The sequence below is a fragment of the Pseudomonas sp. R45(2017) genome, assembly GCF_002112305.1.
GTDB lineage: Bacteria > Pseudomonadota > Gammaproteobacteria > Pseudomonadales > Pseudomonadaceae > Aquipseudomonas > Aquipseudomonas paraglycinae.
Genome location: NZ_NEHH01000002.1, coordinates 121,206 through 137,004, shown reverse-complemented (window position 1 = coordinate 137,004; position 15,799 = coordinate 121,206). Strand labels below are relative to the sequence as shown.

At 62.1% G+C, this 15,799-nt stretch carries 12 protein-coding genes and 2 riboswitches; of the genes, 4 read left to right on the top strand and 8 right to left on the bottom strand.

Annotated features, from left to right (window positions below; translation table 11 throughout):
* Nucleotides 1-3: 3 nt before the first annotated feature.
* From CAF74_RS04935 to cobW, 6 genes are all read right to left on the bottom strand, one after another.
* On the bottom strand, nt 4-1,560 hold the full coding sequence (locus CAF74_RS04935; protein ID WP_007960262.1) for a TerC family protein: 1,557 nt from the start codon (nt 1,558-1,560) through the stop codon (nt 4-6).
* 335 nt (nt 1,561-1,895) lie between these two features.
* On the bottom strand, nt 1,896-3,542 hold the full coding sequence (locus tag CAF74_RS04930; RefSeq protein ID WP_085745500.1) for a phospholipase D-like domain-containing protein: 1,647 nt from the start codon (nt 3,540-3,542) through the stop codon (nt 1,896-1,898).
* A gap of 40 nt (nt 3,543-3,582) precedes the next feature.
* Nucleotides 3,583-4,266: a VWA domain-containing protein gene (locus CAF74_RS04925; protein ID WP_176240476.1), complete on the bottom strand. Its 684-nt coding sequence runs from the start codon at nt 4,264-4,266 to the stop codon at nt 3,583-3,585.
* The gene (locus CAF74_RS04920; RefSeq protein WP_085745498.1) at nt 4,248-5,249 is read right to left on the bottom strand and encodes an ATP-binding protein; all 1,002 of its coding nucleotides are present in this window, start codon (nt 5,247-5,249) and stop codon (nt 4,248-4,250) included. The genes CAF74_RS04925 and CAF74_RS04920 overlap by 19 nt, the downstream gene beginning before the upstream one ends.
* 8 nt (nt 5,250-5,257) lie before the next feature.
* Nucleotides 5,258-9,139, bottom strand: a complete 3,882-nt coding sequence (cobN, locus tag CAF74_RS04915) for a cobaltochelatase subunit CobN (protein WP_085745497.1) — start codon at nt 9,137-9,139, stop codon at nt 5,258-5,260.
* A gap of 3 nt (nt 9,140-9,142) precedes the next feature.
* Complete coding sequence (gene cobW, locus CAF74_RS04910) at nt 9,143-10,216, bottom strand: cobalamin biosynthesis protein CobW (protein ID WP_064381326.1); 1,074 nt, start codon at nt 10,214-10,216, stop codon at nt 9,143-9,145.
* Between the two features lie 98 nt (nt 10,217-10,314).
* A riboswitch (cobalamin riboswitch) is annotated at nt 10,315-10,525 on the bottom strand.
* Between the two features lie 932 nt (nt 10,526-11,457).
* A riboswitch (cobalamin riboswitch) is annotated at nt 11,458-11,680 on the top strand.
* 120 nt (nt 11,681-11,800) lie between these two features.
* Here cobW and CAF74_RS04905 point away from each other — a divergent pair.
* The 4 genes from CAF74_RS04905 to cobM all read left to right on the top strand — a co-directional run bounded on the left by CAF74_RS04905 (nt 11,801) and on the right by cobM (nt 13,959).
* The gene (locus CAF74_RS04905; protein ID WP_007959524.1) at nt 11,801-11,998 is read left to right on the top strand and encodes a CbtB domain-containing protein; all 198 of its coding nucleotides are present in this window, start codon (nt 11,801-11,803) and stop codon (nt 11,996-11,998) included.
* Between the two features lie 11 nt (nt 11,999-12,009).
* The gene (locus CAF74_RS04900) at nt 12,010-12,711 is read left to right on the top strand and encodes a CbtA family protein (protein ID WP_085745496.1); all 702 of its coding nucleotides are present in this window, start codon (nt 12,010-12,012) and stop codon (nt 12,709-12,711) included.
* Entirely contained in the window at nt 12,708-13,121 is a 414-nt protein-coding gene (locus CAF74_RS04895; RefSeq protein ID WP_085745495.1) for a cobalamin biosynthesis protein, read from the top strand. The genes CAF74_RS04900 and CAF74_RS04895 overlap by 4 nt, the downstream gene beginning before the upstream one ends.
* A 91-nt stretch (nt 13,122-13,212) precedes the next feature.
* Nucleotides 13,213-13,959, top strand: a complete 747-nt coding sequence (cobM, locus tag CAF74_RS04890) for a precorrin-4 C(11)-methyltransferase (RefSeq protein WP_085745494.1) — start codon at nt 13,213-13,215, stop codon at nt 13,957-13,959.
* 119 nt (nt 13,960-14,078) lie between these two features.
* On the opposite strand, the gene nfuA is transcribed toward cobM, so the two are convergent.
* Together nfuA and CAF74_RS04880 are read right to left on the bottom strand one after the other, a co-directional pair.
* Complete coding sequence (gene nfuA, locus CAF74_RS04885; protein ID WP_007959519.1) at nt 14,079-14,663, bottom strand: Fe-S biogenesis protein NfuA; 585 nt, start codon at nt 14,661-14,663, stop codon at nt 14,079-14,081.
* A 91-nt stretch (nt 14,664-14,754) separates the two neighbouring features.
* Nucleotides 14,755-15,756 (bottom strand): acyltransferase, encoded by a 1,002-nt coding sequence (locus CAF74_RS04880; RefSeq protein WP_085745493.1) that lies wholly within the window; start codon nt 15,754-15,756, stop codon nt 14,755-14,757.
* Nucleotides 15,757-15,799: the final 43 nt, after the last annotated feature.

The following is a 15,799-nucleotide window of genomic DNA, read 5'->3' as shown; positions in this document are numbered from 1 at the left end:
CCGTCAGGCCTCACGCACCAGCAATACTCGCGTCACGCGACGTTCTTCGACCGCCATCACGGTCATGCCCCAACCTTCATGTTCCAGTCGATCGCCCTTCATCGGCAGGCGATCCAGCAGGCTCATCACCAGCCCGGCGAGGGTCTGGTAATCCTCGGTCGGCTCGGCGCGAAAACCGGTGTGCTCGCGGATACGGGTCAGGTTCAGCGCACCGTTGACGATGTACCCGCCCTGCTCCTCGACCACGTCCGGGCCGGCGATTTCGCTGGCATCCGGCAGTTCACCGGCAATCGATTCGAGAATGTCGGTCATGGTCAACACGCCGACAAAGTCACCGAACTCGTTGACCACGAAGGCAATGTGGGTCGAGGCCGCACGCATTTGTTCCAGTGCGTTGAGGATCGAATAACTGTCCAGCAGATTGACGGTCTTGCGCGCCAGGTGTTCAAGGTTCGGCTCGTTGCCGGCCAGATACTCCTTGAGCAATTCCTTCTTGTGCACGAAGCCCAACGGCTCATCCACTGCGCCGTTACGAATCAACGGCAAGCGCGAGTAGGACGAATGCATCAACCGTGTACGAATAGCCTCGGCATCGTCGGCCAGATCAATGTGATCGACATCGGCGCGCACCGTCATCAAGGCACGAATCGGGCGTTCAGCCAGTTGCAGCACGCCGCTGATCATCACCCGCTCGCGACGGTCGAACAGCTCCGCACTCGGCGCTTCACCGTTATCCAGCAAGTCGGAAATTTCCTCGCCAACCTCCTCCACCGCCAGTTTGCGACCGCCCAGCAGACGCATCACCGCGTGGGCCGTGCGCTCGCGCATCGGGCGCAAGCCCTGCATCGAGCGCTTGCGACGAGCGCGGGCGATCTGGTTGAAGATCTCGATCAGGATCGAGAAACCAATGGCCGCGTACAGATAACCTTTCGGGATGTGGAAGCCCAGGCCTTCGGCCGTCAGGGCAAAACCGATCATCATCAGGAAGCCCAGACACAGCATGATCACCGTCGGATGGGCGTTGACGAAGCGGGTCAGCGGCTTGCTGGCAACGATCATCACACCAATGGACACGACCACCGCGATCATCATCACCGCCAGTTCATCGACCATGCCCACAGCGGTAATCACCGCGTCCAGGGAGAACACCGCGTCGAGCACAACGATCTGCGCCACGATCGGCCAGAACAGCGCATAAGCGGTGTTGGTCGAGCGCTCGCCGATATGGCCTTCCAGCCGTTCGTGCAACTCCATGGTCGCCTTGAACAACAGGAACACACCACCGAACAGCATGATCAGGTCACGGCCGGAGAAGCTCTTGCCGAACACTTCGAACAACGGTGCCGTGAGGGTGACCAGCCAGGAAATACTCGCCAGCAGGCCAAGACGCATGATCAGCGCCAGGCTCAAGCCGATGATCCGCGCGCGGTCGCGCTGATGCGGCGGCAGTTTGTCCGCCAGGATCGCGATGAACACCAGGTTGTCGATACCCAGTACCAGTTCCAGCACGATCAGTGTCAACAAGCCCAACCATGCCGTGGGATCCGCTAACCATTCCATAATCTTTCTCTATCTCTCGTCAGTGAATTCAGGCTGCCGGACACGGCAAAGTGCGGCGCGCAAGCTCGAAGGCTGCGCCAACAACGATAGTCGGTAGTCGGAAGACTGGATGCTGGAAGTGCGTCAAGAGCGCGCCGTGGCGCGAGGGGAACGTGGTTCCTGGAATAGAACTGGGAGGCTCCGAGAGGGTGTTCATGCAAATCCTGAATGAAAAAAGGCCTTGAAGCGTACAGGCTCTGATGACTTTTCCTACAGCTGGAAATCATTTCAAAATCTGTACGCCGCCAGCTTATCGCCGTCCCCGTCAGCATCGGCAACCAACGGATGTGTAAGGGCTAACGCCCGGCAAACCTGAGGCGAGACAACTGGCGCAGATCGCCCTCGACGTAGTAGTCATTGGTCCAGCTGTCATCCGCCGCCAGCGGCTGCACCTGCTTCAACGCCAGTTTTTTCGCGAAGTAGCGAAAACGGTAATGCTCGTAGAACCGCAGCAGCTCCAGGCCATAGCGGTCCGCCAGATCGGTGTCGCCGCGAATGATCAGATAGTTCTCGTCATTGCCGTTGCTGGCGGAAGTGCTGAGGTTATGGCTGCCGCTGATGAGGGTCGGGCTGTCGCTGGTGAAGTCGGTGACCACGGCTTTGGTGTGCACCAGCAGGTTGCCTTTCTGCCCTTTCATGTTTTCCCGCAGCCAGCCTTCCAGCCCGGTGTTGAGCAACGCGGTGGCGGCAAACTCGGCGGTTCGGTCGGCGTGAAACCCGGTGATGCGGCTGACGGTGTTTTGCAGGCCGTAACGCAGGATGTCGTCGTGGGGCTGGCCGAGCAACGCGTTGAGAATCGCGTCGGGCAAGGCGAATGCGGTGACGAACAGCAGGTCTTTTTTCGCTCCTTCGATGATATCGACGAACTCCCGCAGATCGGCGCCGCCGGTACGCGGTGAAAACCCGGCGAACAAGGGCTGCGCCGGGTTCATCGGGTTGTGTTGGGTGATCCAGTCGCGGGTGGCGCCGACGTCCGCCGGCTCGGCCCAGATCTGCTCGAAGGTTTTCAGGTAACTCGCACTGATCGCCGAATCGTCCAGTACATGCACCACGTTGGCCTGGCGGTACACGCCGTTGGCGGTGAAGTTGGTGCTGCCGCACAGCACCGCTTGCGGCTGGCGCTCACCGCCTCCGTCCAGGCGGCTGAGGACGATGAACTTGTTATGGAAAATGTTATGAGTGACCCGCCCGCGCTTGCTGGTCGACGGCAGTTTCGCAAGGCTCGCTTCGTTGATCGTCGTGTCTTCGTCGTCGGGCCGGGCGTGATACAGCACGCGCACCTGAACACCTCGTTCGAACGCCGCGTTCACCGTGTCGATGATGGCTTGTAACTGATATTCGTAGATCGCGATGTCCAGCGCCCACTGCCCGTCCACCGCACGCTCGATAAACCCCTGCAGACGCCCGAGCAGGCCGTTCTCCAGCCACTGACGCGCCGCATCGGGCCATGCTTCGATGGGCATGTTTTTGTTGGCGCTGATCTGTGCGTCGAGATCGGGAAATTTGCGCTGAAACGCCTGACTGGCAGCCACGGCGCGGTTGAAGATCACGCACTGATTGGCGGGATGACCGTCGTCGGAACAAATCGTCAGCTCTAGCGCTTCACCCAGTTGCGGCGCATCCGGCGAGCCATACGCCAGGTGCACGCGATAGTTAATCGTCATGCCTGGATTGACCGCGTAATCGGCCCAGCGAAATTTCTGCAACGGTGCCTTGTCGCTCGGCGTGGCGTGAAACTGCGGGAACGTGTGAACCTTGCCGGGAAAAGTCAGGCTGTTGAACAGGAACAGCCACGGCTTGTCGCCCTGCTGCTTTTCGATGGCAAACCCCAGCAGGCCTTTGCGGCGGGGTTCGGCGAGGTCCATCGCGAGCAGCACGCCGTTGGTGCCGGCGTAGGCCTTGACGCGAAAATCGTCCTGCGGATTGGCGACCAGTACGCGCATGATTCACTTCCTGTGATTTGGCCTCACTGCAGCATAGCTCTCAGACCGACAACAATTCGTCGATATGCCGGTAATCGGCGTCCAGTGCTGTCGCCAATCGTTTCGCGCGGCCCAGCCGAATCGGCCCGCGCTCGATATCGATCAACAGGCCCGGGCACGCGAGCCCTGGCAGTTCCGGACAGTCTTTCAACCGGCCATCGGTGATCACCAGCAACCGTTGCTGTTCGGCGGGGAAACGCTTGCGCCGCACCGCCAGCCAATGCCCGGCTTCCGTCAGCGCTGCCAACAGAGGCGTGCCGCCTCCCGCGCCCAATCCATCGAGCCATGTGCGTAACCCTCTGGAGGCCTTCAGCCCTTGCACCTGCCATTTCGGCGCCGCGCCGCTCGCGGTCAACAACGCAAGGCGCGCGCGCTGCCGGTAAGCGTCGTCGAACAGTTGCGCGAGTACGCCCTTGGCATCGATCAAGGCTTGATGGCGACGGGTCGAGGCCGAGGCGTCGACGATCACCAGCCAGAGTTCATGGGGCGTGCGGGTGCGCAGTTGAAACAGCAGATCCGCGCGGACTTTGGGGCGACCATTGAGCAAGGTTCCGGGCCAGTTCACCGAGCCACTGCGAGCCGCGTGACGCTTGCCCTGGCGACCGTTATCGAGGCGTCCGGCGCGGGGTCTGGCATTCGCCCCCGCGTCGGATCGGGGGCGAATGCCTAAGGCTTTTTTGGCCAGGTCGGCACTTCGCGGCGAGCACCGGTGGCGAGGGCCGGCGCCGGCATTTCGCCCCACTGGCCCTGCCCTTCACTCGGCTCGGCGTTAGTGCCGGACGGCGATTGCGCCGGTGGCTGTGCAGAGGGTGAAGACTGCTCGCGACGACGATGACGCAAGGCAAACTCAGCCACGGCATCAATGTCTTGCTCGGCGATGGCTTCAGCCCCGCGCCACGCCGCATGAGCACGCGCCGCACGCAGCCAGACCAGATCGGCGCGCAAACCATCGACGCCAGCCGCGAAGCAGCGCTCGGTGATCTGCGCCAACGCCGCATCATCCAGCGGAATACCCGGTAAAACCTTGCGGGCGTTCTCGCAGCGCTGACGCAGAGCTTGCTGCTCAGCCTCCCACTGCGCACAGAACGCCTGCGGATCACTATCGAAATCCAGTCGACGACGAATGATCTGACCACGCTCGACCGGCGCTGTGTGACCGCTCAGTGCGACGTTCAAACCAAAGCGATCCAGCAATTGCGGACGCAATTCACCCTCTTCCGGGTTCATCGTGCCGATCAATACGAACTTCGCCGAATGCCGATGGGAAATCCCGTCACGCTCGATCAGGTTGGTGCCGCTGGCAGCCACATCAAGCAGCAAATCCACCAGATGATCCGGCAGCAAATTCACTTCATCGACATACAACACGCCGCCATCAGCCTTGGCCAGCACGCCCGGAGAAAACTGCGCACGACCGTCGCTCAACGCCGCGTCCAGATCCAGCGTGCCAACCAGCCGCTCTTCCGTCGCCCCCAACGGCAAGGTGACGAACTGACCGCTGGCCAGCAAATCCGCAAGGCCCCGGGCCAGAGTCGACTTGGCCATGCCGCGGGGGCCTTCGATCAGCACGCCGCCAATTTTCGGGTCGATGGCCGTCAGGTACAACGCCAGCTTCAGATCCTCGGCGCCGACCACGGCGGAGAGCGGGAAATGCGGGGTGTCGGTCATGTTCAGTCTCAGCTCTCTTCTTCTATGTCCAGCAGCAGGTTTTCCAGCGCCTCTTTGTAGGCGCCCGGTTCCTGCCACATCCCGCGTTGCTGCGCTTCGAGCATGCGTTCGGTCATGTCGCGCAAGGCGTGGGGATTATGCTCGCGCACGAAGTCGCGGGTCGCCGGGTCCAGCAGATACGCATCGGCCAGCAACGCGTACTGGTGATCATCGATCAGTTGCGTGGTGGCGTCGAAGGCAAACAGGTTATCGACCGTCGCCGCCAGTTCGAACGCGCCTTTATAGCCGTGGCGCTTGATCCCGTCGATCCATTTCGGATTCGCCGCCCGGGAGCGGATGACCCGGTTCAGTTCTTCTTTCAAGGTGCGGATCTTCGGCAGATCCGGCTGACTGTGATCGCCGTGATAACTGGCCGCTGCTTCGCCGCGCAGACTTTCCACGGCAGCGAGCATGCCGCCCTGGAACTGGTAATAATCATTGGAATCGAGCAGGTCGTGCTCGCGGTTGTCCTGGTTTTGCAGCACCGCCTGCACCTGGCTCAGGCGCTGGACGAATTGCTCGCGGGCGGCAGTGCCTTCGTCGGAACCGCCGTAAGCGTAGGCGCCCCAGTTCAGGTAGACCTCGGCCAGATCCTCGCGAGTTTGCCAGAGGCGACCATCGATGGCCCCCTGCACACCCGCCCCATAAGCACCGGGTTTGGCACCGAAGATCCGCCAGCCGGCCTGACGTCGGGCAGCGTCTTCATCCAGCCCGGACTGGCGCAGCGCCTCACGTTCGGCACGCACTTTGGCGGCCAGCGGGTTGAGGTCGTCCGGCTCGTCCAGCTCCGCCACGGCTTGTACGGCGGCGTCGAACAGGCGGATCAGGTTGGCAAACGCATCGCGGAAAAATCCGGAGACCCGCAGCGTGACATCGACCCGAGGTCGGTCGAGCAGGCTCAGCGGCAGAATCTCGAAATCATCGACCCGCTGACTACCGGTGGCCCACACCGGACGCACGCCCATCAGCGCCATGGCCTGTGCGATGTCGTCACCGCCGGTGCGCATGGTCGCGGTGCCCCAGACCGAAAGGCCGAGCTGGCGCAGGTGGTCGCCGTGATCCTGCAGGTGTCGCTCCAGAATCAGCGTGGCCGACTGGAAACCGATTCGCCACGCCGTGGTGGTCGGCAGATTGCGCACGTCCACCGAGTAGAAATTGCGCCCGGTCGGCAACACGTCGAGGCGACCGCGACTCGGCGCGCCGCTCGGGCCGGCCGGGACGAATCGGCCGCTCAACGCGTCGAGCAAGCCGTGCATTTCGGCCGGGCCGCAGGCATCGAGGCGTGGGGCAATCACTTCGCGCAGGTTGTCGAGGATTGCACCGACTTCAACCCAGCGCGGTCCCTGTGGGAGCGGGCTTTCCCCCGGGCGGCGATCCGACGAAAGCGATATGTCAGTGAAAGAGATATTGACTGACACGACGCCTTCGCGGGCAAGCCCGCTCCCACAGGGATTGTGCAAGGCTTGATTTTGGTTGAGTGTCTGCTCAATCAATTGCGCCGCGAACAGCTCCAGACGCTCGCGGGTATCCCCCGCCGTGCGCCAGACCTCGTCGCTGACCGACAGCAACTCCATTGGACGCGGGCCGGCCCAGGGATCAGCCAGTGCGCAATCCAGCGGATCGAACCCCAACTGAAACGCTTTGGCCAACGCCCGCAACAGACTCGACTGCGCCCCTTTGCCATCGCCACGCGGGATGCGCAGCAACGCGAGCAAGGTATCAATACGCAAACGCCCGGTCGGCGACTCACCAAAGATGTGCAGACCATCGCGGATCTGCGACTCCTTCAAGTCACACAGATAGGTGTCCAGGCGCGGCAGCCAGATCGCCGCGTCGGCATCGCTGTCGAGGGCGGCATCCAGTTGCAGTTCGCGATCGATCTGCGTGTCACGCACCAGTTGCAGAATGTCGCGCTGCAATTCCCGGGCGCGGCGCGGATCGAGCAATTGTGCTTCGTAATACTCGTCCGCCAACAGCTCCAGATTGCGCAACGGGCCGTAGGTTTCTGCGCGGGTCAGCGGCGGCATCAGGTGATCGATGATCACCGCCTGAGTGCGACGCTTGGCCTGGGCGCCCTCGCCCGGGTCGTTGACGATGAACGGATAGATATTCGGCAGCGGCCCGAGCAGCGCGTCCGGCCAGCAATTCTCCGACAGACCCACGCCCTTGCCCGGCAGCCATTCGAGGTTGCCGTGCTTGCCGACGTGGATAACGCCATGAGCCCCGTAGGTCCGGCGCAGCCAGAAATAGAACGCGAGGTACGCGTGCGGTGGCACCAGATCGGGGTCGTGATACACCGCGCTCGGATCGACCTGATAACCCCGCGCCGGTTGAATCCCGACGAAGGTCAGACCAAAACGCAGACCAGCGATCATCATCCGCCCGTCACGGCACATCGGATCGTTCTGCGGCGAACCCCAACGTTCCAGCACCGCCGCGCGATTGGCTTCGGGCAGTGCGTTGAACATCGTCAGGTAGTCGTTCATCGCCAGGCTTTGCTGGCACGGGCGCTGATCAAGGGTGTCGAGGTCATTGCTGACGCCGCCGAGCAATTGCCGGATCAGTTCGGTGCCGCTGTCCGGCAGTTCGGCCGGCAGCGGATAACCTTCGGCCTGCAACGCCCGCAGGATATTCAGCGCAGCAGCCGGCGTGTCGAGGCCGACACCGTTGCCGATGCGTCCGTCCCGGGTCGGGTAGTTGGCGAGAATCAGCGCGATGCGCTTTTCAGCGTTCGGCACCCGCGCCAGATCGACCCAGCGCCGCGCCAGTTCGGCTACAAAATCCATACGCTCGGGCTGGGCCCGATAACACACCACGTCGGACTGACTGCGCTCGCTGCGCCAGGCCAGATCCTTGAAGCTGATCGGTCGGCTGATGATCCGGCCGTCCAGCTCCGGCAATGCGATGTGCATCGCCAGATCCCGCGGACCGAGGCCCTGTTCGCTCTCGCGCCAACCGGGCTCGTTGTCTTGGGCACAGATTGCCTGGATCACCGGAATGTTGCGACGGAACGGCCGCAGATGCGGCGCTTCCGGGCTGGACTGGGCGAAACCGGTGGTGTTCAGAATCACCGAGGCTTGGACCTCATCCAGCCAGTCCTCGACCACCGACAAGCAGCCAGGCTCTTTCAAACTGGCCACGGCAATCGGCAGCGGATTGAGTCCCGCCACCTGAAGCCGTTGGCAGAACACGTCGATAAACGCCGTGTTCGCCGCTTGCAAATGCGAGCGATAAAACAACACCGCCGCGACCGGTTGACCGGGCAGCCAATCGGCTTGCCAGTCACTCAGTGCGGCGGTGTTTTTGTTCGGGTGATAAATCGCCGTGCGCGGCAGCGTTTGCGGCTCGCCCCACACGTAATCCCGTTCCAGCCAGCGATTGGCCAGACACCGGAAAAAGTCCAGCGCATTGCCCATGCCGCCCTGACGCAAAAACTGCCAGAGCCGGTCGCGATCCTCGGCGCCCACGGTGCTCAGGTCGCTGAGCTCCGGGTCGGGCCGGTCATCGCCCGGCACCAGAATCACCTGCACGCCACGCTCGGACAACTCGACCAGCCGCTCGACGCCATAACGCCAATAAGCGATGCCGCCGTGCAGCGAAATCAGAATGACCTTGGCGTGGCGCAGCACTTCATCGACGTAGAGGTCGACCGACGCATGGTTCTGCACCTGCATCGGGTTGGCCAGGCGCACGCTCGGGTAATCCTCGGGCAGTTGCTGCGCGGCTTCGGCGAGCAGTGCCAGGCTGGAATCGCCGCTGCACAGGATCACCAGTTCGGCGGGGGTTTGTCCAAGGTCGGCAATGTTGTCGTCCGACACGAAACCGCCGGGCTGGGTCCTGAGCAGGTGCATGGCTTAAACGCTGAGCGCGGCGCGCAGTTGCGCTTCGAGTTGAGCGGCATCCAGTTCCTGACCGATCAACACCAGACGCGTCACGCGCACCTCATCGGCGCCCCACTGACGGTCGAAGTGCTTGTCGAAACGCGTACCCACGCCCTGGATCAGCAGACGCATCGGCTTGTTCGGAATCGCCGCGAAGCCTTTGACCCGCAGAATGCCGTGCTGAACCACCAGTTGCGTCAGCGCGTCGAGCAACAGGCTTTCGTCGGCTTGCGGCAGCTCGATGGAGATCGAGTCGAAGGCGTCGTGATCGTGGTCGTCGTGATCGTCATCGCCTTCACCGTGGTGGTGATCGTGATGGCTGTGGCGGCTGTCGATGTGTTCTTCGGAGCCGGCACCGAGGCCGATCAGCACGTCCAGCGGCAGACGACCGTTGCTGGCTTCGATGATTTTCACTGCTGGCGGCAGCTCTTCGGCGACTTCCAGACGGACGCGCGCGAGGTCTTCGGGGCTGGTCTGGTCGGCCTTGTTGAGGATCACTAGGTCGGCGCTGGCCAGTTGGTCGGCGAACAGTTCGTGCAGCGGCGATTCGTGGTCCAGGTTCGGGTCGAGCTTGCGCTGGGCATCGACCTGATCCGGGAACGCGGCGAAAGTGCCGGCGGCCACGGCCGGGCTGTCGACCACGGTGATCACCGCATCAACGGTGCAGGCGCTGCGGATTTCCGGCCACTGGAAGGCTTGCACCAGCGGCTTTGGCAGGGCCAGGCCCGAGGTTTCGATCAGGATGTGGTCGAGGTCGCCGCGACGGGCCACCAGTTCACGCATCACCGGGAAAAACTCTTCCTGCACCGTGCAGCACAGGCAGCCGTTGGCCAGTTCGTAGACGCGGCCGGTGGCTTCTTCTTCGGTGCAGCCGATGGTGCACTGCTTGAGGATTTCACCGTCGATGCCCAGCTCGCCAAACTCGTTGACGATCACCGCGATGCGGCGGCCCTGAGCGTTATCGAGCATGTGCCGCAGCAAGGTGGTTTTGCCCGAGCCGAGGAAGCCGGTGACGATGGTGACGGGGAGTTTGGCCAGTGTTTTCATCGGATGCCCTTTGGCAAGGTGGCGGGCATACGGGACGAGACCGGCAACGCGGGTGCGTGCCTGGAGAGTTCGCCACCGGATCACCCCGCCCGGTTGAAAGTGAGAATCTGTGACGAGGCAGGTCTCCTGGCTGACGGTGTTCGGGCCTTGGCCCGGTATCCGCTGCGCCTTCCCGCTGGCTCTGGATTGAGTTGGCAGTGGCGTGGCAGCGAACAGCACCGTTCACAGTTGCGGGGGCAGCCGCGGCTTGGACCGCGTTCCCTTCTTAGCTTCGGCGTGGGCCGAAGAACCTCGAAAGCGCAAGGCTACGCATGGGTTCGTGATGGGTCAATGGCCGTTGTTTTTTGGTTTTGGGATTTGTGAGCATATCCGTTGCTGCGGTAACGGCTTCTTAGGGTTCCGCCCTTACGGCGGGTCACTTTTTCCAAACGCCGAAAAAGTAACCAAAAAGGCTGAGCCCCGGCGTACGGCACTTCGCCTAGGCTCAGTGTTCCCTCGCTACGGTGTCCATCAGGGGGCATCGCCTACGGTTTGCTTCGCTGCACCTCCTCTCGATGTATGCGGCTTCGCCGCACGGCGCTGCGCGCCTACCCCCTGATGGACACCTCCGCTCGGCCTGCCGAAGGGGCAAAAAATCAAAAGCCAGAGCCAGAGCCAGAGCCAGAGCAAAGGCCAGATCAAGAGCCTTCCCTCACCCTAACCCTCTCCCGGAGGGAGAGGGAACTGACCGAGGTGTTTGCGGGAGCTACGCCGACGTGCAATACCGAGTCGACCTCAGGCTTTGAAAAGCACAAAAATCGGCTCCCTCTCCTCGGGGAGAGGGCTGGGGTGAGGGGTAAACCCACCAAAAAACCAAAGCCGAACACCCCAAGCTCCCCCCACTCAAAACGATGAGCGTTAGCTCGAGTACCGCTTTTGATCGCAGGGCCCGTCGGCAGGCTGAGTGGAGGGATTGATCCGGGGGTGGGAGCGCAGCGACCGTTTGGCGAAGCCAAACACATCGAGAGGAGGTGCAGCGAAGCAAACCGTAGGCGATGCCCCCGGATCAATCCCGGAGCGAAGGAACCCGAGCCACAGCGAGGGCCGAACGTCAGGGTAAAGCCTTTTTGGTTACTTTTTCGGCGTTTGGAAAAAGTGACCCGCCGTAAGGGCGGAACCCTAAGCAGCCATAACCGCAGCAACGGATCTGCCCCCAATCCCAATCCCAATCCCAATTGACTCAAATCCCCCGCGCATGGTCTCCTACACAACTTGTTACGGGTGCCCTTCACAGGGTGAAACGGGAAACCGGTGAATCATGTGCTTTACTCTAAAGCCATGTCAGTCCGGTGCTGCCCCCGCAACGGTAAGCGAGCGAAGCGTCAGATCCACTGTGCCCACAGGCATGGGAAGGTGACGCTTGCAGGTCGGCCAGACGCCAACCCCTCGTGAGCCCGGAGACCGGCCCGCAACACACAGTGCGCATCTTGCGTTACTGAACATAACAAACCCGCGGTGGGCGGGCGCTGTTCGAACCTCTGCGTGCCCGGCCGCAGGGGTTTTCATGCGCTCTATTCACCCGCTGACACTCCAGAGGGAAGCGCCATGTCGATCATCAGCAGCACCGGCAGCAATTCGGACAAGATCTCCAGCACCACCACCCTGAGCCAACGCCTGACCGCCGCCGTCTGCGCGTCTATCCTCGGTGCCTGCCTCGTGTATTTCGCCGGTTTCTCGCACATCGAAGCGGTGCACAACGCCGCGCACGATACCCGCCACAGCGCCGCGTTCCCGTGCCACTGAGACCTGACGACATGATCAAGCGTATTGCGCAGACCGCAGGTTTCACCGGCCTTCTGGCCGCCCTGCTCCTGACGTTGCTGCAAAGCTTCTGGGTTTCGCCGCTGATTTTGCAGGCCGAAACCTTCGAGAAAGCCGAACCGGTTGCCGAAGTTCACGAACACGCCGCCGGCACCGCCGCCCACACCCACGATGCCGAAGCCTGGGAGCCGGAAGACGGCTGGCAGCGCGTGGTCTCCACCACCGGCGGCAATCTGGTGGTTGCCGTGGGTTTCGCCCTGATGCTGGCGGGCCTGTACACCCTGCGTGCGCCGACCAGGACTTCGCAAGGCCTGCTCTGGGGCCTGGCCGGTTACGCGACCTTCGTGCTCGCCCCGACCATGGGCCTGCCACCTGAGCTGCCGGGCACTGCCGCTGCGGATCTGGCCTCGCGGCAGATGTGGTGGATCGGCACTGCGGCCTCCACCGCTGTCGGCCTGGCCTTGATCGCGTTCAGCCGTAACTGGCTGATGAAGATCCTCGGCGTGGCGATCCTTGCCGTGCCGCACGTGATCGGCGCGCCGCAACCGGAAGTGCATTCGATGCTCGCCCCGGAAGCCCTCGAAGCCCAGTTCAAAATCGCTTCGCAGCTGACCAACGTCGCGTTCTGGCTGGCCCTGGGCCTGATCAGCGCCTGGTTGTTCCGCCGCAAAAGCGAAGGTCAGTACCACGCATGACCAATGACAGCGCAGCGCCGACCTTCGTGGTCGGCCTGGGCTGCCAGCGCGGCTGCCCGGCCAGCACGCTGCGTGCATTGCTTGATCAGGCGTTGCAGGCGCATCGAATTGATCTTGAGAAGGTCAAGGCGCTCGCCAGCATCGACCTCAAGCGCGATGAACCCGGTTTGCAGGAACTCGCCGCCCAACTGGCGCTGCCGTTGCTGTATTTCAGCAGCGAGGAACTGGCCAGTTATCAGCAACGTTTGAGTCACCATTCGCAGATCGCCTTCGAACGCACCGGTTGCTACGGCGTAGCGGAAAGTGCTGCTCTGGCGCTCGCCGAACAGTTGATCAGCGGCCCGGCAAAACTGCTGATTTCCCGGCAAAAGTACGCTCAGGCAACTCTGGCATTGGCCGGCGCGGCTTAAAATCCCGATAATCCCCGCTTTCGATCATGAGCATTCTTCATCTGAAAGGCTTGTGAAGCACCGCCCTGCCCCTTTTCTACAGGATCCAACGATGACCGTTTACTTCATCGGCGCCGGCCCCGGCGACCCGGAATTGATCACTGTCAAAGGCCAGCGGCTGATCCGCAGTTGCCCGGTGATCATCTACGCAGGTTCGCTGGTGCCGACGGCGGTGCTGGAAGGTCATTGCGCTGAAACCCTGGTCAACAGCGCCGAGCTGCACCTGGAACAGATCATCGACCTGATCAAGACCGCCCATGCCAAGGGCCAGGACGTGGCGCGGGTGCATTCGGGCGATCCGAGCCTTTATGGCGCCATTGGCGAGCAGATTCGTTATTTGCGCGAGCTGGATATTCCGTTCGAGATCATTCCCGGCGTGACCGCCACCGCCGCGTGCGCCGCGCTGTTGGGCGCAGAACTGACCCTGCCGGACATCTCGCAAAGCGTGATTCTGACCCGTTATGCGGACAAGACCGCGATGCCTGTCGGTGAAGAGCTCGGCAATCTGGCGCAGCACGGGGCGACCATGGCGATTCATCTGGGGGTCAATCATCTGGAGAAGATCCTGGCTGAGCTGCTGCCGCATTACGGCGCGGATTGCCCGATCGCGGTGATTCACCGGGCGACGTGGCCGGATCAGGACTGGGTGGTCGGGACGCTTGAGGATATTGCCGGGAAGGTGGCGGCCAAGGGGTTTCGGCGTACGGCGTTGATTCTGGTTGGGCGGGTGTTGGGTAGCGATCACTTTAGCGAGTCGTCGCTGTATCGCGCGGGGCATGCGCACCTGTACAGACCGTGAATGGGACGCGGAGCGTCCACGGCTGCATTCCCACGCAGAGCGTGGGAACGATCAATTGAATCTCACGCATAAAAAAACGGCGCTCACGGGGCGCCGTTTTTCATGCCGCAGCGAACACCTTAGTAGTAGGCGTTTTCTTTCTGCGTGTGGTCGGTCACGTCGCGAACGCCCTTGAGCTCCGGAATGCGCTCGAGCAAGGTGCGCTCGATGCCTTCCTTCAGGGTCACGTCCGCCTGGCCGCAGCCCTGGCAACCGCCGCCGAACTGCAGCACGGCAATGCCGTCTTCAACCACATCGATCAGGCTGACCTGACCGCCGTGGCTGGCCAGCCCCGGGTTGATTTCGGTTTGCAGGTAGTAGTTGATGCGCTCGTTGATCGGGCTGTCGGCGTTGACCATCGGGACTTTGGCGTTTGGCGCCTTGATGGTCAGCTGGCCGCCCATGCGGTCGGTGGCGTAGTCGACGACGGCATCATCGAGAAACGCTTCGCTAAACGAGTCGATGTAAGCGGTGAAGCTTTTCAGCCCCAGCGCCGTGTCTTCAGGTTTCTCTTCGCCCGGCTTGCAGTAGGCAATGCAGGTTTCGGCGTACTGGGTGCCAGGCTGGGTGATGAAAACGCGGATGCCGATGCCCGGGGTGTTCTGCTTGGAGAGCAGATCGGCCAGGTAATCATGGGCGGCGTCGGTAATGGTAATAGCGGTCATGGAGACTCCTCGCAGGCTTGAGGCGGAGTTTACGCCAATCGGCGCGCGGCACAAAGTCCTAGTATTTACGTAGGAATAGTTCGCAAATCGGCTAGGTGCCAGGTTCACCGTCAATCCGCGCTTTAAGCCATTGATAACTGCGTTTTTCCACCCATTCGTAGCTCAGCCACGAACCGATAGCGATGGCCAGCGCACAGACGACAAACATCAAATACGGGTTGATCCCATAGCGTCGGGCCAGATAACCGCCGGCCGACAACACCAGCACATGCATCAGATACACCGAGTACGAACAGTCGCCCAGCAGCTTGAGCAGCCTGTTGCGCTCGACATGCCGCTCCAGCGCCATACTGGCCATGACCAGCACCGCACTGGGCACGCCCCAGTTCAGCAATCGGGGTTCCGGCGGCAGGTGATAGATCGCCAGCAACGCCGCGCCGATCCCCAATAAGGGCAGCCAAAGCGCCGGCCCGATCCAGCCGCGACGGTAAAGCATGCCGATGCCGATCCCCAGCAGGAACTCATAAACGATGTCCGAGCGATAAAACTCGCTGACCCAGCCAAACCCGGTCCAGGCCTGACACACCGCAAACAGCAGCGCCGCAACCACCAGCAAACGTACTTGCAGCCGGAACAGCAGCGCCCAGGCGAACAGCACGTAGAACAGCATTTCGTAATTCAGGGTCCAGCCGACATTCAGGGTCGGATAGATCCCGTAGCCGCCGGGGTTTTCCGTCGGGATAAACAGCAACGAAAGCAGCAAATGACTCCAGTCCACCGTCTGATCCGGCAGCAACGGTCGAGCGAACACCACCAGCAACGCCATCAGCACGGTGTAGAGCCAATACGCCGGAACAATCCGAAACAGTCGATACAACAGAAACCGCGCCGGCGGCAGTGCCTTGCCTTCGGTGGACAGGAAAATCACCAGCCCGCTGATCACGAAAAAGATATCGACGCCCACGGCGCCCTTGTCGATGAACAGCTGCCCTATTGGCCCGCGCGCCTCGAAATCGAAGAAAATCTGCATGAAGTGATGGCAGACCACCGCCCACGCGGCGAGCGCTCGCAGGGCCTGCACTGAAATCAACATCGATGGCGCTCCCGATCCCGTACTTCACAGGATTGGGACAACC